This is a genomic window from Bradyrhizobium sp. USDA 10063 (assembly GCF_054063735.1).
The window spans coordinates 4,750,642-4,772,165 of the sequence record NZ_JBSSGP010000002.1 but is presented as its reverse complement, the minus strand read 5'-3'; the positions used below and the strand labels follow the sequence as shown (position 1 = coordinate 4,772,165).

The window sequence follows — 21,524 nt, the reverse complement described above, 5'->3', positions numbered from 1 at the left end:
CACGCTTTCGTGCGCTAGACTACGATTTTGCGCGATAGCGCTGCGTGAGCGCTGGCCTGCGAGTCTATCACCTCGCGCGTCGCCGTCGCGTTCTTCCTGTCGTGGACGCATCAATTCTTACGGCTCGGAGGGGAGTTGTCCGGATGCGCGCCATTGAGAATGGGACGCCGTCGCGGGCCTTATCTGCTTGAGACCGAGCGCACCGAATTGACAATGGGGAGGTTGGAGAAAAATGTACGCATCACACGAGCCAATTTTGCGGGGCCGCGTAGTTTTCTAGACAGGCGCCCCAAAGTAGTGGAAACTCGGCGCTGGGATAGGGGCGCCGTCGTGGTCGAGAAGCTACAAGCGTTTTGGGCGAAGTATCGGCGTGTCGTTTTCAAGCTGATGCGCGACTCAATCGCCCCGGTCTCGGTCGCCCTCGTTTGGGGTGTTTATGTCGCTCTCAAGAAGGAATCGAACGTTGACGGGCTGAACGCGGCGAGCCTCGCGTTCTTTCTCATCCTGTCGTTCCAAAATCTCATCCAGCGCGCTGCCAAGGTCGTCCATGACGAAGAACACGGCGAAAAGGTTCTCGGTCGATTTGACGCTCTAGAACAGGGATTCGATACCCTTCAACAGGGCCTAGGCGAATTGCGCGCGCAGGGCTTGGTGCCACCGCCACCGCCGCCTGAACCACCGCCAGCGGCAGAGCCCGAGCTACCGCTACCGGAGCCGCCCGCCGAGCCGCCTGTACCACCGGCTGCAATAGAGATGGAATGGCATACCGATGATGCCGACCAAGCCATTGTGCAATGGCAAGACGGAGGGCTCACCATCGCCCCGATGCAGCCGTATCTCATCCAGGCGTATGCGGTTGTCAAAAGCGGCTACTATCTCGCAGCGGTACTTGTTGCAGCCGTCGGATTCGAGGCTTCAGTACGCGATACCGCGCGACTATTTGGCATCCCCGACAAGAAAATGCCGCTCGCAGCGCTACTTCGCGAACTGTCGCTCCGCACAGCGGACGACCAGAAAATGAAAACTCTCGTAACTTTGAACCGTATCCGCAACGGATTGGTTCACGGCGAGAAGCAGACTTCCGACCTCACCAGAGAAGAAGCGCTTGAACTCATCGACGCGTTCCGGGTCGGCGCGAATTATCTCTATGAGCTTCCGAACAACTGGCCGTCCATCTCGCCGAATTCATGGGGATAAGCTACGCATAAGGACGATTGGTTCAAGACCTAAAAAAACACGCGCTCCTATATCCAAGCCCATCTAACGTCAACGTATATTGTAGGGCGCCGCGCTAGATAAACTTCCGGCGCGGCAATCGCCGCGAAGTCCTCTTTGGTTATCTTCTCTTGCGTCCGCTCGCGCTCTCTGACGCCAAATCCCAAGATATACAGCAACGTGGCCGCACCGTTATGGACTGCGATGTCCTCAAAGCTTCAGCTACCCGTGAAGCAGAACCGCATTCAGGAGATCGGATACGGCCCGCAGAGCCTAAGTAAAGTGTAGGTTTTGTGCCGCGCGCTTCGGTGCCGGTTGATGCACCCTCGCCCCTTGTGGGAGAGGGCTGCTCAGGTGGTCGACGCGAGCTCTGTTGGGTGAGGGGTTTGCATCCGCGAGCGAAGGTCCCTTGAGCGACCGAGGACCCTCACCCGGATTGCATCTGACGATGCAATCCCGCCTCGACCTTGCAGGGAGAGGCGGGATTGTGTGGAGACGGCGTGAGCCGTTTATCCGAGCTGCTTGCTCGTGGAGGGTGAGACGGTCCATGCGGAACGGATCGCACAATAAACAGAGTTTACCTCGCCCCCTGAGTTCGAGGAGTTAGAGGTGCCACGACGCTTTCAGCAACACCAGCGCACACAGGCTTTGGCTGAGCTTCAAGTGCAGCTTGATAAGTAGCCTTCCTACAAGCCGCCGGAGGATGACCACACGTCAACGGGGCCGCATGACCGCTAGGAGGCAGGAAGGCACCTGCAGAGGATTCCGTCGGAACAATTATGCCTTGAAAGAGCTGGTCGAGTTGCGGAATCGCCTCTTGCATCTGCCTCACATACTCAGGTCCCCACCAAACTTCACGCATGCCGCTTCTCGCGCCCCAGTAATCGGCCTGTCCTTCGCACGCCAGAGGGCTATTGGGATAAGTTGGAGCTCCACCGTAGTGATGGCCCAATTCGTGAGCGGTTACGAGCGATAAACCTTCGACCCCCATTGCCTGATGGCGGATGAGTCCTCCCAACAGCGCAACGTGGCGGCGACCGCCTTCGATCCATGCGTAAGCATTGACCGTGTTGTCGGCCCATTCTACGTGGTACGTAACGTCCGGATAGAAACGGCTGAAGTGATGAACCAAATATTCCGCGATCTCTCGAGGGACGGGATCGGTAAGTGGTCGAAGGGTGCCTTCTTTCGGCTGTGTTCCTTCAGGCAAGAAGTGGATAGCCCCAACCGGTGGCTTAAACGCCTTGTAGGGTGTGAAGTAGTTTGTTCCGATTACTCTTGGCTCAATATCTGTCTCAGTCTTGATTGACGTCATCTTGTTTGCTTGAGCAGCATAGGACGTGGTGCCGACCGCCGGCAGATCTTTGTCATCATCCTCAGCAAGCATGATTTGCGCGTAGTAATCCCCCGAAATAATCCCGCCAGTATTTATGAGATGACCGTACTTAGACTCCTTGATGAGAGAGGTGGAGGTCGCAATGTTGTGAATACCTCCTGTGTAGATACCAAACTCGAGCCGCTTCATTGCTACCGGTTTGAGGCCCGCCGACACAAGTTTGTCAGACAGCGTCAATTTGCTAGCACGACGTAATTTTCCGTCCGGAAGCATGAACGGGTGATCGGGGGTTACGATCAACTGGATACCGTCTTCCAACTCGATGAAGACGGTGAAGGGCAGGGGTTGGTTATTTCCCTTAGTACCTGCGCTGAACTTTACTTCGGTCTCTTTCCACGTGTTGTCGCTCTGAAGCGTTAACACCTTATCGCCAACTCTGAAGTCTTCGATCTTTTTCCATTGATCTTCATTGATGGCGACGATCGTTCCGAACGACATGCAGCTGCAGTGACAATAGCACGTCAGGCCACCGGGGCCGACGACGTACACGACATTTCCGGAGAACCCATCACTCTTGCAGATGTCATTGATTTGATTCCCGATTGCACTGCAATGACTTCCTGGACATTCGGCTGCAGATAGTTTTGAACAAACAACAAAAAAGATTAGGAAGCTGACGAAAATACGCACGGTTCGTCCTCCTGAAAAGCTTAAACGAAATACCGTACGATACAACCTTAAATAGATATCGGCACGATGCTGAGATATCAGGTGGCTCAGCATGCGACTCAAAACCGCAGGCATCGGCGGCTCGATCCCACCCTTGGCACTATTCCCTATTCGACCCTCAAGTGTCGCTAGCACGGCGAGGGTTCACTTAAATTCGCAGCGCTTGCCACAGATTGCGGTGGCAATGTACGAACTCGCCTCGTTATCCGCAGAAATGCGACGTATTAATTGAGTGCACTGTGCCCGAAATTCCGATCGGAGATATCTCGCCGAGAACCTTTTCAAAGGAGGGGTTTCGCTATGTTCAAGAAGCCATGGCTGGCATGGGCCTTCATTGCCATTGGCAACGTTTTCAAATTGAGTAATTGGCAGGCCGTCCATCAGAATTGTTATCTCACCAGTTGCGAGTGGGTCAGTCCGACCGCAATTGTATTTGGAGTGATCGCCTTCGCCGCGGCGGCTCTCTGGTGGTTGAGGACGAGCCCTGAGGAACGCACGGGAACGACCAAGTTCTTCGAGGCAGCTGCGGTTATTGCGGCAATACACCTGATCCTCAACGGTGCTGGATTGGTCGGGCCTAATCCATGTCCTGAGGTGGATCCAAACTGCCGCCGATGATCATGCTCCAATGCTGCGACTCCATTCTTGCACGGACAGGCTTGTCACGTAGCGAGGGGCATCTCCACGTGCTGGAAGAGGGAAGGGCACACGAGCAGGGCCGAAAAGGGAATTAGCTTTGCACCGCAGCTCGAACAGCGAAGGTGAAAAGCGCAATCCGCCATCACTCGCGCCAATCGGTGATGGCTGCGCTAGTGAGGTTGATCTAACGACGAAATCTTCCTGAAAGAGGCAGCCTTATTGAAGCGTTATGCTCGTTTTTTGATGGTCTTTTTTCGCCCGCTGCTGCGGAGCTTCATGGTGATTTGCTGCTCGGCTGGTGTGAACTCCAAAACCTCGATTATTTTGTAGTGAGGCGTGCCGTCATCAGTCGTCGGCGGCGTGACTTCCATCTTCACCTTATAGCGATCATTCATAAACGATCCGCCGCGCTTCACCGCGTCTTTCGCGATCGTTGTCGCCCGAATGTCGGCATAGATTGGCTTCCTCTTATATAAGAAGCGCCAGTTGGCCGCCTTCGTGTCGAAGACGGGGCCGTGAGTATACAGCACCGCTGTGACTGTTCTTGGCTCCTCTTCTTCCTCTTCTTCGGTAGGTTCTGCGCCGCCAGGGTCTTCACACGATGCGACGATCGCGTTGATATCCTCCTCTCGATAGGTAGTTAGAGGTACGTTATCTTTGCGAAATTCAATTGCGCGCGCTTCCTTGCGATCTTTGATCGGCGCGAGCGTGCCTTCGACAGCTTCCAAGACTTCGGGATTTTGCGCCAGTCGAAAAACATCTTTCCCAATTTGAAGTGTATGCCCCGTGCCTTCGAGCTTAATGACGACAGCGCTCGGCGAATCCTTTACCTCTTGCATGGATTCAACCTTGCGGCCGTTCCGCCATTTCAAGTATCCAAACACTCCGGTTGCGATGGTGCCGCCCAGAACGCCGATTTTCTGCAGAACGTCGCCAGCATGCTTGACGCCTTCATCGTTCAGGAAACTCTTAACTTGATCCAAGACGATTTGAAGCGTCTCGAAATTGATGAGGAAGCATTTGTGCTCAAACTCTGAGTCAACGAGGACCTTTATCGTTGCCCGATTCTGATTCAACTCGGCGTTTGCTGCTCTAATTAGCTTCCCAAACGCCAAGAGTGCAGGAGCCAGCGCCTCAACATCCATGCTGTGGTCGCTGTCAATGTCGCCGACATAGGCGACTTGGAACCTTTGGCGGTTCTCTTCACCCGCGTTCTCAGCCACACGATCCCCCCGAATCCGAAAAGCAGAACGTTTACAATCCTACATTGCGGCGGAACCGTCCACCCGCACCATCTATCTACCCGATGTTTCGTATCTGTTCTCACGGTGGCACGAGTCGAATGACGTTGTGATGAGGCCAGCCGCGAAGGGCCGCAGGTTGGATTAGTGTTCCGCCGTAGCTCGAAGAAGCGGGGGTGGAAAGCGTAGTCCGCCGTTCACCGGCGTCGCGCCAAGGATGGTGGGTTACGGCTTGCGCTTCGAGTGTTGAAACAGCGGAGTGTGGGTTCGGCTAACCCCACCCCACCGACTTGTGTATGCTGCTATTCTCCACGCTATTTCGTCAGCATCGCTCCGGTCTCCGGATGCTGCAGCCATCCCAGCACGGCGTCGTGGAAGCGGGCTGGCGCCTGGATTTGAGGCGCGTGGCCGAGATCGGGGAATTCGATCAGTTGCGCGTGCGGGAAGCGCTTGGCGGCTTCCTTGCCGAGCGCGGGATAATTGCCGAGCGTCGGTCTTTCATCGTTGCTCATGGCTGCTCCTCGGCGTGTTGCACGCGCGCCTAATCGATTCACAATCTAGGGCTTTGCTCTTCCCGCCAGCCAACGATCAAGCCAGACCAAAGCCTCGCCAGCGACGACGAACCCTAGTGCGATGAGTGCGCTGTTGCGCAGCGTTTCCGGCCAGCCGATCTGGACGACGTTGATGAAGGGATAGGGATAGTGCCCTTCGATCGCACCGCGTCCCAGGGCATAGAGGAGATAGCCGAGCGGATAGAGCGCCCAAAGAAGCGGGGCGCGCCACGTCAGCGTCCCCTTCCGGACAAAGGCCAGCCAGAACGCCGACACCAGCACGGGCGTCACGCGGTGCATCAGAATGTTCGCGAGCTGCGCGCCCGCCGTGAGCTTGTGCAGGCCCTGCAGCAAGAGGCCGTAAACCACACCGACCAAGAGGATGTTGAGCAAGGTTCCGGCCAAAAGCCCGGGCCTCCCGAAACCCGTCCGCGTCGCGACGCCGGTGAAAACGACCCCCACGAGCAGATTCGTCACGATCGTGAAGTAGCCGAGCAGTCTCCAAAGAACGGCCGGCCAAGACGCAGGCCCATCCGCGAGGGCGTGGAACTGCAGGCCGATCCCGACCCAGGCGGCCACCGCAATGAGCCCGGCGAGGGCACGCGCCCACCCGCGTTCCAGTTCGGCACCGACGTCCGCCATGATCTCGTGTCCTGTTCTGCTGACGTGCAATTGCGCTCGGACTGGCGGCCATCCCGACCCCCGCTACTTCGTCACCATCGCTCCGGTCTCCGGATGCTGCAGCCATCCCAGCACGGCGTCGTGGAAGCGGGCTGGCGCTTGGATTTGCGGGGCGTGGCCGAGATCGGGGAATTCGATCAGTTGCGCGTGCGGGAAACGTTTGGCCGCTTCCTTGCCGAGCACGGGATAGTTGCCGAGCTTGGAGCGAACGTCCGGCGGCGCGAGGTCCTTGCCGATCGCGGTGGTGTCCTTGTCGCCGATCAGGAGCAGCACCGGCGTTTTGATGCGCTCGAATTCGTAGAACACCGGCTGGGTCGCGATCATGTCATAGAGTCGCGCCGAGCTTGACGCCACGGTCTCGCGTCCGGGACCGCGATACAGGCCGGCCAGCATCTGCACCCAGGGTTCGTACGACGCATCCCAGGTGCCGGCATAGTAGGTCGCCCGCTCGTAGGCGCGAATGGTGTCGGCGGTCACCCGCTTCTCGCGCTCGTTCCAGCCATCGAGGCTGAGCCACGGCACGCCCTTGGCCGCCCAGTCCTCGAGGCCGATCGGATCGACCAGCACGAGCTGATCGACGGCCGCCGGATACATCAGCGCATAGCGCATCGCCAGCATGCCGCCGGTCGAATGGCCCATGATCACCGAATGCTCGATGCCGAGTGAGGCCAGCAGCGCGCGGGTGTTGCCTGCGAGCTGCTGGAACGTGAATTGATAGCGCTCGGGCTTACTGGATTTGCAGAACCCGATCTGGTCGGGCGCGATCACCCGATAACCGGCCGCCGTCAGCGCCTTGATCGAGCCTTCCCAGGTGGCGGCGCAGAAATTCTTCCCGTGCAGCAGCACGACGGTGCGGCCGTTCGGGGCGGGCGGTTTCACGTCGAGATAGGCCATCTCCAGTTCCTGGCCCTGCGAAGAGAACCGATAGCGCTCAACCGGGAAGGGATATTCGAAGCCCTGCAGCTCCGGCCCATAGGCCGGCCCGTCATCGGCGGCGGAGGCCGGCGAACTCAAGCTCACAGCGGTGGTCAATGCGAGAGCGAACAGGGCAGCAAAACGGATCATCGGGCAATCCTGCAGATTGGAGCATCAGGCGGCCTCGGACTAACGCAGCACTGCGACGCTATCCAGAAGGCTCGCGATGATTTGTTTGTGATCATCCGACCGCTCACGCCGTCATTCCGGGGCGCGCGAAGCGCGAGCCCGGAATCCATTCATCCGCGGGCGCAAGCGGCGAAATGGATTCCGGGCTCGTCCTTCGGACGCCCCGGAATGACAGCGTGTGTCGAGGCGCGAGCTGCGACAAAACAACCCGACGGGCAAATCACCAAAAGTCTGTCCATCCCTCTCGCGAAAAATAAATCGCTTAACCCGTCGGGCAAATCAGCACTATGACTCCGCGCGTCTCACCCAAATGAGGGGCGGCTCGCGATCGTCACGAACGTGCGGTGAGATGCGGTGGACGCTGATATCACGACTGACGAGCGTGACATTCTGCGGACGGCGAAGTCGTGTGGTTCTGGCGCCCCGACGCTGGCGCTAAGTTTCGTGCGAACAAGTTCGCACTAGACGACGGTGGCAAGAAAGCCCGGTCACCGGGAAGAGCACGAAGTAAGCCGTAAACCATCGCGCAGGGAAAGCCGGTGTTGCTCCGGTTGACCTGTGGTCCTACCCCCGTGCTTTTTGTTGCACGGGGCCCACGGGTGCGACCGGCACCCGGCTTTCCCTGCGCCCTCTACTGATTGAGGAGGGTGAAACGGACGCAAACCTCGGGCATGTCATGCCGCGAGAATGCGAGCGCACATCCCCCCGCTGTTTGAAATTTGCATCATGACTCGCGGCAACGCTGTAGGGTGGGCAAAGCGAAGCGTGCCCACCCTCGCGAGTGCGGCGCTGGATGGTGGGCACGGCGCAAGTGCGCCTTTGCCCACCCTACACCTCTGCAACCGCTTGCTCGCGCCATGGCCACCGCCTGTGGTTATGGGTCCCGTCTTTCGACGGGACGACGTCGGCGTGAGGCGTGAGAGAATCGCAGGCGTCGAGCACAAGCCAATCCCACCACGATACCGGCAGCGGTTGCGACAGGATTTCGCAATCATCGATCTGTATTGAGTAGGGCATATCTCCGCCTCAATCGGCCGTGCATCTGACGGTGTCAGCATTGCCGTCAGAAACAGGACTGCCAGATGGTCGTTCATCGCCTGCTACCCAAGGTGCTCCGATGGCGGATGCGAGATTTGCCCCGCTACGCCACGTTGCGGGTTGCGGTGGCGTTGACGGCCGCCTGCCTGACGTCCGGGTGTGCGACGGTGGCCCTGGATCAGGGCGGCTCGCTGACATCATATGGTCAGCTCCAGCCCTCCGACGGCGTGCTCACGAAGTCAAAGCTCTATGTGCATGAAGATCAGGTGATGACGGCACGCACCGTGCGGATCATCCCCGCGACGATTGCCGAGAAGGCAAAGGTGGAGGGGATCACGGACCAGGAGCGCAGATTGGTTGCCAACGCGATCGATCGCTCCCTCTGCGCCGGCCTCAGCGAACGTTTCACCGTGGTGGCCGCGAACGACGATGCCGATCTCACCGTGCATTCGCTGATCACGGTGATGACCCCGACCGACGAAAAGGCGGTGGCGGCTTCGAAAGGGGCATCCGTTGCCAAGACCGTGCTGCTGCCCGGCGTGCCGGTGCCGGTCCCTCGCATTCCCATTGGCCTCGGCTCATTGTCGGTCGAGGCGGAGGCGCGGGCGCGCGACGGCAAGCAGGAAGCCGCCATGCTCTGGGGGCGCGGCGCCAATGCCCTCTCCGGTTCGGCGCGCGTTTCTCCGTCGGGCGACGCCTACGAGCTGGCGAGCGCGTTCGGCGACGATTTCAGCCGGATGCTGGTCACCGGCAAGACTCCGTTCGGAAACCTCGCAAAACCGCCTTCCATGGATCGCATCCAGTCATGGGCGGGCGGCGCACCGAAATACGCGGCTTGCGAAGCATTCGGCCGCGAGCCGGGCATCGCGGGCCTGGTCGGCGGAGCGATCGGCGTGCCGCCGGATTGGAACGACAAGGTGCCCGAGGCGGGCACGGCGACCGCCCAGGCTCAATAGCCAGGCTCAATAGCGAGATGATGTCACCGGGCTGCCGACGCGCCGCCTCCCCCGTCGATCTGGCGGCCCATGATCGCGATCGCCTTCTGGTAGACGCCGGCGGCATTCCAGGCTTCGATCGCCGCGAAGTTGGGTTCGCCGGGCTGGTAGCCCGCGCCGGCGCGCCAGCCGTGGGCTTTAAGGAAGTTGGCGGTCGAGTTCAGCGCGTTGGCGGCCACGTCGAGATTGCCGGTGCCGTAGGCCAGGATGTTCTTGGGCATGAACTGGGTCTGGCCGACCTCGCCATGCATCGATCCGCGCGTCGAGGCCGACAGCGCGCCGCGATCGATGAGCTTCAGCGCGGCGTAGAGCTGATCGGTGAAGAACTCAGGCCGGCGGCAATCGTAGGCAAGCGTGGCGATCGACGACAGCATGTGCTGATTGCCGCGCTGGCTGCCAAAGCCGGTCTCCATGCCCCAGATCGCGATCAGCGGCCCCGGCGGGACGCCATAGCGCTGCTCGATCGAGGCGAACAGCGCCGCGTGGGATTGCTTGAGGGAGCGGCCGCGCGAGACGATGGTCGAGGCGCCGCGCTTGGCGAGAAACTGGTCGAGCGACAGGCCAAAGCTGCGCTGGCCGCGATCGGCGGCGATGGTCGCGCTCGCATAGTGCGTCTGCATCAGGGCGGCGACAGCGGTCTGTCCGATGCCCTTGCCGCTCGCCTCCCGGGCGAATTCCGCCTTCCAGGCCTCGTAACCGCCCGGGCCGTTACCGCATTGCGCGGCTTTCGCGATGCTGCCGAAAGGCGCCAGCATCGCCAAAGCGATGAGGGTAGCGGTTGCAAGTTTCCTGGTCATTTCGAACTCCGTTGGTCGCCAGACATTGATTTAAGCATAAAATTGGCGGACCCGCGAATTGCCCCCGCGAGCGCGGCATGCGATAAGGCGCTGCATCTTCAACGTTTGGCAGGGATCGCAGCACCTTATGGTTGGCCTGGTCGAGGCCGCGCCTATTTATTTGAATGGCCTGGCCGCGTTGCTTTTTGTCTTCATTCTTCCTGGAGCAGCGCTTGTTCACAATCTCTCTCTGACGGATTTCTCGCAGAGATGGCTGACGGTGATTCTGGCCAGCCTGACCACAAACTATCTCGTGGTGACCCTTGTCGCTCAGCTCCATCTGAATCCGCTTCTGACGTATCGCATATTTGCCGCGGTGACGGTGGGCAGCCTGCTCTACACGATGCTGCGGCGCGCCCGAACCATGCCGCGTCTGCGGGGCGCGTCGGAAATCTCGCGATCGGAAACGGGCTGGCTCTTGGGCGCCATCGTCGTCGTTGCCCTCACTTACTTCAACATCTGGAAGCATGGCGTTCCCAACGTATTCCATGGCGGCGATGTCTCAGTCAGTTGGAACGTATGGTCGCTGATCTGGGCAGAAGGCAGCTTCCCGACGGCGTCCTACGGCTATCCGCAGTTCATTTCCACCTTGTGGGCCGTGACGTACATCTGCACCGGATCCGATATCCAGTACTTTGCGTTCTACGTTTACATCGTGCTGATCATCGCCCCTCTTGTGCTGACGATCGGAATACTGAGCCGCATTTCCGCGCTCGCTCCGACGGCGGCGCTGGTGGTGTATGTCTGGTTCATCGCCGAGATCCGGCAGCCCTGGTTGAGGCAAACCCTCCAGATAGGCTACCCGGACTGGGTGGCTGCGGTCTTTTGCTTCTGCGGAATCTTGCTGTTCCTCTCTGGCGGTGCCAGGCCTCAAACCGATAATGACCAGCCCGCCCTTCCGCTCCTTTCGCTGTCTATGCTGTTGATAGCGACTTCCACCAAGCCGCTTTACGGTTTGTTCGCGTTGTCCGTCCTGGCGGCCGTCTGCACCGACGCGGTCAGGTATCTATCGCCGGCCAAGCGGAAGCAGACCATTGTTGCGGTCATCGGCCTCGTGCTCGTCTTCGCCGCGGCCTACGCCATGAGCTATATGCATCTGACGGTGCGCTCGATGCCGAACTATCCGGTCACGGAGCTTTCGGAGCGGCTTTCAAGAGCATTCGAGCTGTTCAGCACCAGCTTCACCATCGTCTTTCGGGTGATGATTCTTGCCGGTTTTCTCCTCTGTTCGCTCTTGCCGCGAGCCCGATGGCTGTTGTTACCTCTGCTGATCGGAGTAGGAATGTGGGCGAATACGGCAAGCTATGATCTGCGCAATGTGCTCGGGTTTTTCCTGGTCAGCGCCTTCGTCGCCGCTTATGCCGCGGTACGCCTATTGGAAGCTGCACCCGTCCGTTCGCTGCACGAGCGCGTAGTGACCGACAGAGCCGTGATCATCGGCGTGGCTGCCCTGTCACTCGGCCTTACGCTGCCATTGGCTCTGGACGACAACGGATTGAAACAGAGATTCGCCAAAGATCAGTTGCGTGGGGGGAGGGGCATTGAGTTCAATCAGAAGATCGGCGAATTGCTGGAAAGCGGTTGCTCCGTCTTCGAGTCAGATGGGTACGTCCGGACAATTTCTGCGGTTGGCCCCTTTCGCGACCAGATCCAATTCTTCCATTATCCAGAGCCACTGACCGGCGCCTTCGTCGAGCGTTTCAACAGGTCGGAGCGGTGCAAGGCCATCGTGTTTCCGCCCGAGTCAACTCATCCCACCATAGTGGAGTTCATACGAGCGACGGAAAATTCGACGGCTTATCGCAAGGTGAACGAGGCAAGCGAGCCTGGGTTCCTGGTCTTCGAGCGAGCCTCTGACTAGGTTTGGCCTTTGCGTGTCACCACACAGTATTGGGTCAGAACGAGCGGCCACAGGATACGAGAGGACTCGATCCGGCCCAGACCTTTGACAGCCTGCTGAAACTCCTGCAACTGCAGGGGCCGCTCGTCGTGGAAGATCCAATTATTCGTGGCTTCGGCCAGCGCGCGAACGCAACGATAGAGCCAGGTGGGCGTGGGAAACGTGATGATCGCGGTCCCGCCGGCGCGCAGGTAGTTGAAATGGGCCTGGATGGCGCGAGCCGTGCCCTCAGGGCTGAAATGTTCGACCAATCCGACGCTGAAGACAACGTCATACACGCCTTGTGCCGGCGAAGCCGCGAGCACGTCGTCCTGCTGCACCGTCACGCGCGTATCATTCGGATAACGTGATTTGAGCAGATCGAGGCCAAGGCGGTTGCTGTCGATCACGTCGTAACGAGCCGGGCCCACCTCCGTCAGGATTTTGTCGATGAAGCAGCTATTGGCACCGCCCAGCTCGAGAATATTGGCTGCTGATCCGCCATGCGCCCGGATCTGGTCCACCAGCACGGAAGCTGTGTATCTGCGGGTGAGCGACGCGGTCTTGTACGGCCTCGCGTAATAGCTGTTCCAATCTGTGTGGGTGGGCCTCAAGCCTCGCTCCATCTGCGGAAGATGATGTCGCGCAGGAACATGAAATTGAAGATCCAGATCGCCAGCTCGACGACGGCCTTTGCCAGCAAGGGCGACTGCACGATGTGCGTGGTGAACTGGATCTGCGCAACCGACGAGACGTAGCCCGAGCAAAATACATACGCAACATACGCGGCAAAGGTAGCCAGCCCCGCCTTGCTCTTGAAGACGTACTTCTTCAGCAGCATGAACTGGATCCAGAGCGCAAGGCCACGGGCGCCCATATTTGCGCTGAGCACCGGCACATTGCTGTTCGTCAGCACATAGAATGCGATGAAGTCGGCGATAGCAGTCGCAATGCTGGAAATCGCGTAGCGGAGAAGAACGAAATAGATCCGGAAGGAGTCCAGGACCGGATTGAAGTGCGAGGCGCGATTGTCATCGATATAGATCGTCTGAATGGGGATCTCGCGCATCGCAAGGCTTTCCTGCTTTGCGACGATCAACTGCTCGGTCTCGTATTCGTAGCGGTTTGCGCGAATATGAAGGCTTGCAGCCATCAGTCTGCGCGGAATGCCTCTGAGGCCGGTCTGGGTGTCCGAAAGGTTGAGCCCGAGCAGCAGCCGATAGACGTAGCGGGAAACAACATTGCCGAACCGGCTCCGGAACGGGATGTCCTTGCCGAAGTCGCGGCAGCCCAGAATCACGAGGTCAGGCTGCCGACGAAGCTCGTCCCGGAGCCGGACGATGTCTTTCGCCGAATGCTGGCCGTCGGCATCTGCCGTGACGGCGCCGATGCAATTCGGATGCTCCAGCAGGATATGGTTCATGCCATGCTTCAGCGCCGCGCCCTTTCCCAGGTTGACCGCGTTCCGAAGCAGCGTCACGTCCGGCACGGCCTTGACGGCTTCAAAGACGTTCGCATGGGCCGGGTCGCTTCCGTCATCGACCACCACAATCGGTGTGGAGGCATCCAACTGCCGAAGCGAGTTCAGCAACCCAGGGAAGATGGCCGTCGGCCGGTAGGAAGGAAATAGAAAAACAACGTCGCCCATGCCGCGACGTCTACCATCTCAACGCGAGCCTGCACAACCAAAAGTGATGCCTGCGGCAGCCGCTATCCTCAATGCAGATGATGACGATGAGCAGCGCCCAGCCCACCTCGCTCCGTCATTGCGAAACGCAAAGCGCCGCGGCAATCGAACTGTCAGCACAAGGGGGGAGGGATTGCTTCGGTATTCGCCGAGGTTTTGGCGGACAGTCGCTCCGTTCGCAATGGCGATCTCGTCCCGGCTGTGCGCAACGACCGAAGAGATGCCCCAACAATCTCGTTGAGCATGACATGTCGGGACCCCTGCGCCCTCAAAGAAAAAGCCCGCCTTGCGGCGGGCTCTTGTATTTACCAACCGCGATACCCGCCTCCACCGAAACCGAAGGTTACGCTCGGGCCGCCATAATACGGTCGTCCATAGTAGCCGTAGCTATTGTAGTACGGGCGATGGTAGCCGTGGCGCCAGTGATGGCGATGGCCCCAGTGGTGGCGATGGCCCCAGTGACGGTGGCCCCAGTGGTGATGGTGATGCCAGTGCCGACGTTGCGAACTGAAATCGGTCGACGACTGCGTCGCGTCGGCTCCGTGTTTCGCCTTCACTCCGTTGTCTGCGGCATTTGCGGCTGATCCGCCAACCAATGCGGCTGCGCCAACTGCCATCGCGATAAGCAACTTCTTCATACGAGCACTCCCGTTGTCGTGTGGAGGACCAATGACGACGAGCCTTGTGCGTTCCGGAGTGCGACAATAAATCCCCGCCTAAGTCCTTGAATAAACGTTCATATTCATTAACGGGCCTTCATTGACGAGGCGCTGGTCCGCCGGCTTCCTTGCGCCTCAACCCGGTCCAGATAATTCGGAAGCCACAGCGTCAGGCCGGGCCAAAGATGCATCAAGCACGATGCAGACGATGACGATCGGCGGGCCGTAGTGGCTGACAAGATCTGGTTCAGCATGACCTGCTTCGGCGCGACGCTCTTCGGATAGAGCGCCGGCGGCGACAGGACGCGGCCGGCAGCTTCACGAAAACGAGGAGACGCCGTCTGCACCTTTGCTTTGCTGCGCTGCGACAGACGGCTGAATATCCGGCTGCTGAAAGCCCAAACGGGATCGCCTAAGACTAAAATGCGACATCGCGCTGCTTGTCGGATGCTGGCAATGCGTCCAGACTGTGATGAAAGTCGCTGGAATACGGCATATCTCCAGCGGCCAACAACGAAAAGCGCACTTAAGTGCCGTTCGAACAACAACGCCGCCAGGGAGGACGTCCATGACCGTAAAGTCTGAAAAGACCAAGACAAGCCGTCGAAAATTCTTGCTCGCCGCCGGTGCTACCGGCGCCGCCACCATCGCCATGCCGCAAGTCAGCCGGGCGCAGACAACGACGATGAGGATGCAGGGCTCGTGGGGCAAGGCCGATGTCTTCAACGAGATGGCCGAAGACTATGTGAAGCGCGTCAACGAAATGGCCGGCGGCCGGCTGCGCATAGATTATCTGGTCGGCGGCTCGGTCGTGCATCCGTTCCAGGTATTCGACGGCGTTCATGGTGGCCAGATCGACGCGGCACACACGGTGACGGTCTACTGGTACGGCAAGCACAAGGCGGCCTCGCTGTTCGGCACAGGCCCAGTGTTCGGCTTCAACGCCAACGAAGGCCTCGGCTGGATCCACAACGGCGGCGGCAAGGAGCTGTTCGAGGAACTGCAAACCAAGATCATGAACGTCAACATCAAGAGCTTCTTTGCTATGCCGATGCCGACCCAGCCGCTCGGCTGGTTCAAGAAGCCCATCACGAGCGACGCTGATCTCAAGGGCTTGAAGTATCGCACAGTGGGCCTTGCCGCCGATCTCTTCCAGGCGATGGGGGCATCCGTTGCGCAGCTTCCTGGCGGCGAAATCGTGCCCGCGATGGAGCGCGGCGTGATCGATGGGTTCGAGTTCAACAATCCGACCTCGGACCGGCGCTTCGGCGCGCAGGATGTCGCCAAGAACTACATGATGGGCAGCCACCATCAGGCGACGGAATACTTCGAGATCATGTTCAACCGGACGAAGTTCAACGCCCTGCCGAAAGAACAGCAGGCGATCCTGCAATATGCCGCCGAAGCCGCGTCCTCCGCCAACGAGTGGAAAGCCATGGACTACTATTCCAAGGACCTCCAGGAGCTGATCAACAAGGACAAGGTCAACGTCCTGCGGACGCCGAAGTCGGTGTTCGACGCGCAGATCAAGGCGTGGGACGGTCTGATCGTCCAGCTCGGTTCGGACCCGTTCATGAAGAAGGTGATGGACTCGCAGAAGGAATGGGTGCGCCGCGTGGTTTACTACAACATGTACAACGCGACGGATTACCGCGGCGCGTTCGAGCATCACTTCCCGGGCGTGATCAAGGTCTGACAGCGTTCGCGCTGCGCAGACGCTGCATGATGACGGGCGGCGCAGTTGAAGCGCCGTCCAGCCACGAATTGGGAGGGGGGATATCCGGATGTGCTGCGCGAAGCGAGTTCAACTCGCATGACGAAATTTCTGTTTTTCATCGATGAGCTCAGCACCTGGGTCGGCAAGGCGTTCGCTTGGCTGATTCTCGTTCTTACGCTGGGTGTCAGCTACGAGGTGTTCGTGCGCTACGTGCTGCGTGCGCCGACCACCTGGGCTTTCGACATCAGCTACATCACCTATGGCGCGATGTTTCTGATGGCCGGCGCATACACGCTCTCGCGAAACGGCCATGTGCGCGCCGACGTGGTCTACCGCCTCTGGTCGCCGCGCACCCAGGCGGCGATGGACCTTGTTCTCTACATTCTGTTCTTTCTGCCGGCGATCGCGGCGTTGATGTATTCGGGCTGGAACTATGCCCAGATGTCGGTGCGCTTCCGCGAGGTCAGCATCTTCAGTCCGGCCGGCGTGCCGGTGTTTCCGCTCAAAGCGCTGATCCCGCTCACCGGCTTCCTTCTGTTCCTGCAAGGGTTCGCTGAAATCATTCGCTGTGTGCTGTGCATCCGCACAGGCCGATGGCCGCAGCGCCTGCACGACGTCGAGGAGACCGAAAGCATCATCATCCGCGAACATCAGCAGCAGGCGGCCGCGCAGGACGAGAAGGGAGCAGGGGCATGACCGATCCTCAACTCGGCATGCTGATGCTGGGCCTGTTCATCTTCATCATCATGCTCGGCTTCCCGATCGCCTTCACGCTGATGGCGATGGGCGTCTCGTTCGGCTACTATGCCTACTACACCGCCGGCCAGGACTTCTTCCAGAATCGTATCTTCACGCTTCTGGTGCAGAAGACGTTCGAGGTCACGTCCAGCGACGTGCTGGTCGCGGTCCCACTGTTCCTGTTCATGGGCTATTTGGTCGAGCGCGCAAACATTCTCGATCGGCTGTTCTACTCGCTGCAGTTGTCGATGAAGAACGTGCCGGGCGCGCTTGCGGTGGCCACCCTGATCACCTGCGCGATGTTCGCGACCGCCACCGGCATCGTCGGCGCCGTCGTCACGCTGATGGGCCTGTTGGCTTTGCCCGCGATGCTGCGAGCCGGTTACGACGCCAAGCTGTCGGCAGGCGTAGTCTGCGCCGGTGGCTGTCTCGGCATCCTGATTCCGCCGAGCATTCTCCTGATCGTCTATGCGGCTACCGCCGGCGTTTCGGCGGTCAAGCTTTATGCGGCCGCGTTCTTTCCGGGGTTCATGCTGGCTGCTTTCTACGTCCTCTATGCGATGGCGCGCGCGATCATCAATCCCGCGCTCGCGCCGAAGCTGCCGCCCGAGCAGACCAACGTGCCGTTCACCAAGGTAATCTGGGCGCTCACAACGTCATTCCTGCCGCTTGCGTTGCTCATCGTTGCGGTGCTCGGCGCGATCCTGTTTGGCTTGGCGACGCCGTCCGAGGCGGCCGCTGTAGGTGCCCTCATGAGCATCGTCCTGGCCGCTGCCTATCGCTCGCTCAACTACGAGATGCTGCGCGAATCGGTATATCTGACCGTGCGCGCCACCGCCATGGTCTGCTATTTGTTCATCGGGTCGTGGACGTTTTCCTCGGTGTTTGCGGTGCTTGGCGGACAGTCGGTGGTGGAGCAGTTCTTCACCTCGCTGAACCTGTCGCCGGTCCAGTTTCTGCTGTTGACCCAGTTGATCATCTTTCTGCTCGGCTGGCCGCTGGAATGGACCGAGATCATCATCATCTTCGTGCCGATCTTCCTGCCGCTGCTTCCCCAGTACGGCATCGATCCGATCTTCTTCGGCATCCTGGTCGCACTGAACACGCAGACGGCGTTCAATACACCGCCTGTCGCGATGGCCGCCTTCTATCTGAAGGGTGTGGCGCCGCCGGAGGTGAAGCTCACCGACATCTTCTCCGGCGCGCTTCCCTTTGTCGGCCTGGTCTTCCTCACCATGGCGCTGGTCTACATCTTCCCGGACATTGCATTGTGGTTGCCCAGCTATCTCTATGGATCGCGGTGAGTGGCCCGGTCGACCGATGAAAGGGTACGCATGAACCTCAATGCGCTGAGCCTCACGGAGGCCGCGGCTGGCATCCGCGACGGCCGGTTCAGTTCGGCGGAGCTTGTCGGCGACTGCCTCAAGCGCATCGATGAGGTCGATCGCGATATCCAGGCGTGGGCGTTCCTCGATCGCGGCCACGCGATGCGGCAGGCCGAAGCTGCTGACGATCACCGCAAGCAGGGCAAGGCTGCAGGCCCACTGCATGGCGTGCCTGTGGGCATCAAGGATATCTTCGACACCGGCGACATGCCGACGGAATTCGGATCAGCGCTGTGGGCCGGACGCACGCCGCGGCGCGATGCGGCGGCTGTCGCGCGTCTACGCGCGGCAGGAGCTGTGATCCTCGGCAAGACGGTGACGACCGAGTATGCCTATTACAATCCGGGCAAGACCCGAAATCCGCACAACCCGGATCGTACGCCGGGCGGATCGTCCTCGGGCTCCGCCGCGGCCGTTGCGGCGCTGATGGTGCCAGGTGCCATCGGCTCGCAGACCAACGGCTCGGTGATCCGCCCTGCCGCTTTCTGCGGCGTGGTCGGCTTCAAGCCCACCCACGGCCTCATTCCGCGCAGCGGCGCGCTTGAACTGTCGCGCACGCTCGATCATGTCGGCGTGTTCGGGCGCAGCGTCGAGGACGTGGCCCTGCTGGCCGAAGTGATGGTCGGGTTCGACGAAGAGGATTTGGACACACGGCCCGTTGCTTCTCCGCCATTTTCAGCCATAGCGGCGAGCGAGCCGCCATTGCCGCCGCGATTTGCCTTCGTCCGCTCTGCGGTTTGGGAGCGGGCCGAGCCGGTGACGCGTGACGCCTTTGCCGAGCTTGTCGAGGTTTTGGGCGAGGCATCGAGCGAGGTCGAGCTTGGGCCGAGCTTCGACAAGGTCGTCGATATGCACCGTGCCATAATGGAAGTTGATATGGCCCACAATCTACGCCGCGATTACGAGCGAGGTTACGACAAGCTCAGCATACCGCTGCGGCAGGCGATCGAACGCGGTCGAACGCATCTGGCGGTTGACTATTGCAATGCGTTGGCCGCCATCACGCCGCTCAATCGAGGTCTGGACCTTATATTCGACGAATACGACGCTGTTCTGACGCCTGCTGCGCCGGGCGTGGCGCCCGGAATCGAGACGACCGGCAGCCCGGTTTTCTGCTCGGCCTGGACCTATCTCGGCGTGCCCGCCGTCAGCTTGCCGTTAATGAGGTCCGAAGCCGGCCTTCCGCTGGGGGTTCAGCTTGTCGGCCGCCGCGGCAACGACGCGCGCCTGTTGCGCACCGCGCACTGGATTGTCAACAATATCGGGCGCACCAGTCGCAGTGGCCGGCGCGGAGTCACGACCGCTCGATCGAAGTCGGTGCTCGGCGCGGAGAGAAGGAAAGCGCGATGACCAATCTGATCACCGGAATCATCGGTCTTGGGCTTGTGATGACATTTCTCGGAATCCTGTTGGCTTGGGTCAAGGCCATTCCACTCATCGTCATTGTTGTGGGTGTGATGATTCTGGCGGTGATCGATTTCGTGCAATCGCTGCGGGCGGCAAACGGCGCGCACCGCTGAGTTCCGGCGAGTCGCGTGCTGCCTGCCGCAGGCGCGCGACATGGACACGCTACGGCGCTGACGTCCGCGCGCGCCGTCCCTCGATCGGATAGGCCGGATCGTTGTAGCCGGGCGTGGAAGGATGCCCGCTCACGACGAGCCGGTCGATCAGGGCCTCGTCCTCGGCGGTGAAGCGATAGTCGAGCGCGCGGACGTAATCGTCCCATTGCGCTTCCCGGCGCGGACCGGCGATCACGGCGGAGACGAAGGATGAATTTAAGACCCAGGCGACCGCGAACTGCGCGGCCGTGATGCCGCGGGCTTCGGCATATTGCTTGATGTCCTGGGCAAGCTTCAGCGATTCCGGCCGCCACTCGGTCTGCATCATGCGGGTGTCGTTGCGGCCGGCGCGGCTATCCTTGTCGGGGGTGGCATCGGGGCGGTATTTGCCGGTCAGGACGCCGCGGGCGAGCGGGCTATAGGGCACCACGCCGAGCCCGTAATAGCCGCAGGCCGGGAGATGCTCGACCTCGGGCATGCGGTTCATCGCGTTGTAATAGGGCTGGCTCACGATCGGGCGGTCGAGGCCGAGCCGGTCGCAGATGTTGCAGATCTCGGCGATGCGCCAGGCGCGGTAGTTCGAGACGCCGAAATAGCGCACCTTGCCCTGCCGGACCAGGTCGCCGATCGCGCGCACGGTCTCGTCCAGCGGCGTCGTGTGGTCTTCCTTGTGCAGGTAGTAGATGTCGATGTAGTCGGTGCCGAGCCGCTTCAGGCTCGCCTCCGCCGCCTGCAGCACCCAGCGTCGCGACAGCCCGCCGAAATTGGGATCGTCGCCGATCTGATTGGCCAGCTTGGTGGCGAGGATCCAGTTCTGCCTGTTGTTGGATATCGCGCGGCCGACCACCTGCTCGGAATTTCCAGCATTGTAGGCATCGGCGGTGTCGATGAAGTTGACGCCGGCCTCGCGCGCCTTTGCGATGATCCGCGTCGACGTCGCCTCATCGGTCGGGCCACCGAACATCATGGTGCCGAGGCAGATCGGCGAAATCTTCAGGCCGCTGCGGCCGAGTTGACGGTACTGCATCGTCTGTTCCTCCGGTCGTCGTTCAGGGGCGGTCCACAGGACCGAACTTGGAATGATGGGTGCCGAGCCTACTCGCTCTTCAATATCTTGAACACGCCGTTCGCCATGGCGATGCAGCGCCGGTCGACGGTCACTTCGGTGGTGATGAAGATCAGGCTCCTGGTCGAGCGCACCACGCGCGGTCTTGAGATCAAGGTTTCGCCGATCTTGCCCGCCTCCACGAAATGCGTGTCGAGCTGCACGGTGGCCAGCGCCGGCTTGCCCGAGACGTAACGGGCGGTCATGCCGCAGGTGCGGTCCGCGAAGGTCATGATCACGCCGCCTTGCACCAGGCCGCGGCGATTGTGATGCTTGTCCTCGGTGATCAATGCATATTCATGCTCGTCGCCGGCGAGGCGCTGCCACAGCGGCCCGACCAGATGCAGGAAGCCGGATGTATCGATGATCTTCCAGCCGTCGGATTTCAGCTTTTCCGCGGCCTGTTTCGTCATGTGATGCGTTCCGTCCG

Annotated in this window: 20 protein-coding genes; 9 read left to right on the top strand and 11 right to left on the bottom strand. The window is 60.2% G+C overall.

Translation table 11 applies throughout. The features are described from left to right. The first annotated feature begins 330 nt into the window (after positions 1–330). Positions 331–1,197: a hypothetical protein gene (locus tag ACVJGD_RS24620; RefSeq protein WP_456636735.1), complete on the top strand. Its 867-nt coding sequence runs from the start codon at positions 331–333 to the stop codon at positions 1,195–1,197. Positions 1,198–1,792: 595 nt separating this feature from the next. Here ACVJGD_RS24620 and ACVJGD_RS24615 read toward each other — a convergent pair. Next, positions 1,793–3,241, bottom strand: a complete 1,449-nt coding sequence (locus tag ACVJGD_RS24615) for a hypothetical protein (RefSeq protein WP_456636734.1) — start codon at positions 3,239–3,241, stop codon at positions 1,793–1,795. Between the two features lie 339 nt (positions 3,242–3,580). On the opposite strand from ACVJGD_RS24615, the gene ACVJGD_RS24610 reads away from it, so the two are divergent. Beyond that, positions 3,581–3,898 carry a hypothetical protein gene (locus tag ACVJGD_RS24610; protein WP_456636733.1) on the top strand — a complete coding sequence of 106 codons (318 nt, stop codon included), beginning with the start codon at positions 3,581–3,583 and terminating at the stop codon, positions 3,896–3,898. Positions 3,899–4,146: 248 nt separating this feature from the next. Here the strand turns inward: ACVJGD_RS24610 and ACVJGD_RS24605 are convergent, their stop codons facing one another. The 4 genes from ACVJGD_RS24605 to ACVJGD_RS24590 all read right to left on the bottom strand — a co-directional run bounded on the left by ACVJGD_RS24605 (position 4,147) and on the right by ACVJGD_RS24590 (position 7,457). After that, positions 4,147–5,142, bottom strand: coding sequence for a hypothetical protein (locus ACVJGD_RS24605; RefSeq protein ID WP_456636732.1), 996 nt, complete (start codon positions 5,140–5,142; stop codon positions 4,147–4,149). Positions 5,143–5,474: 332 nt separating this feature from the next. Further along, positions 5,475–5,672, bottom strand: a complete 198-nt coding sequence (locus tag ACVJGD_RS24600) for an alpha/beta fold hydrolase (protein WP_456636731.1) — start codon at positions 5,670–5,672, stop codon at positions 5,475–5,477. 45 nt (positions 5,673–5,717) lie between these two features. After that, positions 5,718–6,353: a Pr6Pr family membrane protein gene (locus tag ACVJGD_RS24595; RefSeq protein WP_456636730.1), complete on the bottom strand. Its 636-nt coding sequence runs from the start codon at positions 6,351–6,353 to the stop codon at positions 5,718–5,720. A 63-nt stretch (positions 6,354–6,416) separates the two neighbouring features. Next, positions 6,417–7,457: an alpha/beta fold hydrolase gene (locus ACVJGD_RS24590; protein WP_456636729.1), complete on the bottom strand. Its 1,041-nt coding sequence runs from the start codon at positions 7,455–7,457 to the stop codon at positions 6,417–6,419. A gap of 1,121 nt (positions 7,458–8,578) precedes the next feature. Here ACVJGD_RS24590 and ACVJGD_RS24585 point away from each other — a divergent pair. Then, positions 8,579–9,490, top strand: coding sequence for a DUF3313 domain-containing protein (locus ACVJGD_RS24585; RefSeq protein WP_456636728.1), 912 nt, complete (start codon positions 8,579–8,581; stop codon positions 9,488–9,490). A gap of 23 nt (positions 9,491–9,513) precedes the next feature. Here the strand turns inward: ACVJGD_RS24585 and ACVJGD_RS24580 are convergent, their stop codons facing one another. Next, the gene (locus tag ACVJGD_RS24580) at positions 9,514–10,326 is read right to left on the bottom strand and encodes a lytic murein transglycosylase (RefSeq protein WP_456636727.1); all 813 of its coding nucleotides are present in this window, start codon (positions 10,324–10,326) and stop codon (positions 9,514–9,516) included. 127 nt (positions 10,327–10,453) lie between these two features. Here ACVJGD_RS24580 and ACVJGD_RS24575 point away from each other — a divergent pair, with 127 nt between their 5' ends. Beyond that, entirely contained in the window at positions 10,454–12,226 is a 1,773-nt protein-coding gene (locus ACVJGD_RS24575; RefSeq protein WP_456636726.1) for a hypothetical protein, read from the top strand. Here the strand turns inward: ACVJGD_RS24575 and ACVJGD_RS24570 are convergent. From ACVJGD_RS24570 to ACVJGD_RS24560, 3 genes are all read right to left on the bottom strand, one after another. Continuing rightward, positions 12,223–12,858, bottom strand: a complete 636-nt coding sequence (locus tag ACVJGD_RS24570) for a class I SAM-dependent methyltransferase (RefSeq protein ID WP_456636725.1) — start codon at positions 12,856–12,858, stop codon at positions 12,223–12,225. The genes ACVJGD_RS24575 and ACVJGD_RS24570 overlap by 4 nt on opposite strands. Further along, the gene (locus ACVJGD_RS24565) at positions 12,855–13,892 is read right to left on the bottom strand and encodes a glycosyltransferase (protein WP_456636724.1); all 1,038 of its coding nucleotides are present in this window, start codon (positions 13,890–13,892) and stop codon (positions 12,855–12,857) included. Before ACVJGD_RS24565 ends, ACVJGD_RS24570 begins: the two co-directional genes overlap by 4 nt. 344 nt (positions 13,893–14,236) lie before the next feature. After that, positions 14,237–14,569, bottom strand: coding sequence for a hypothetical protein (locus ACVJGD_RS24560; protein WP_456636723.1), 333 nt, complete (start codon positions 14,567–14,569; stop codon positions 14,237–14,239). A 589-nt stretch (positions 14,570–15,158) separates the two neighbouring features. On the opposite strand from ACVJGD_RS24560, the gene ACVJGD_RS24555 reads away from it, so the two are divergent. From ACVJGD_RS24555 to ACVJGD_RS24535, 5 genes are all read left to right on the top strand, one after another. After that, positions 15,159–16,286 carry a TRAP transporter substrate-binding protein gene (locus ACVJGD_RS24555; protein ID WP_456636722.1) on the top strand — a complete coding sequence of 376 codons (1,128 nt, stop codon included), beginning with the start codon at positions 15,159–15,161 and terminating at the stop codon, positions 16,284–16,286. A 117-nt stretch (positions 16,287–16,403) separates the two neighbouring features. Continuing rightward, the gene (locus ACVJGD_RS24550) at positions 16,404–17,003 is read left to right on the top strand and encodes a TRAP transporter small permease subunit (RefSeq protein ID WP_456636721.1); all 600 of its coding nucleotides are present in this window, start codon (positions 16,404–16,406) and stop codon (positions 17,001–17,003) included. Continuing rightward, positions 17,000–18,349 carry a TRAP transporter large permease gene (locus ACVJGD_RS24545; protein WP_456636720.1) on the top strand — a complete coding sequence of 450 codons (1,350 nt, stop codon included), beginning with the start codon at positions 17,000–17,002 and terminating at the stop codon, positions 18,347–18,349. The genes ACVJGD_RS24550 and ACVJGD_RS24545 overlap by 4 nt, the downstream gene beginning before the upstream one ends. 30 nt (positions 18,350–18,379) lie before the next feature. Continuing rightward, on the top strand, positions 18,380–19,780 hold the full coding sequence (locus ACVJGD_RS24540) for an amidase (protein ID WP_456636719.1): 1,401 nt from the start codon (positions 18,380–18,382) through the stop codon (positions 19,778–19,780). Next, entirely contained in the window at positions 19,777–19,950 is a 174-nt protein-coding gene (locus ACVJGD_RS24535) for a hypothetical protein (protein WP_456636718.1), read from the top strand. Before ACVJGD_RS24540 ends, ACVJGD_RS24535 begins: the two co-directional genes overlap by 4 nt. Before the next feature lie 49 nt (positions 19,951–19,999). Here ACVJGD_RS24535 and ACVJGD_RS24530 read toward each other — a convergent pair whose 3' ends face one another. Continuing rightward, positions 20,000–21,016: an aldo/keto reductase gene (locus ACVJGD_RS24530; protein ID WP_456636717.1), complete on the bottom strand. Its 1,017-nt coding sequence runs from the start codon at positions 21,014–21,016 to the stop codon at positions 20,000–20,002. A 68-nt stretch (positions 21,017–21,084) separates the two neighbouring features. Then, complete coding sequence (locus tag ACVJGD_RS24525) at positions 21,085–21,507, bottom strand: PaaI family thioesterase (protein ID WP_456636716.1); 423 nt, start codon at positions 21,505–21,507, stop codon at positions 21,085–21,087. Between the last annotated feature and the right edge of the window lie 17 nt (positions 21,508–21,524).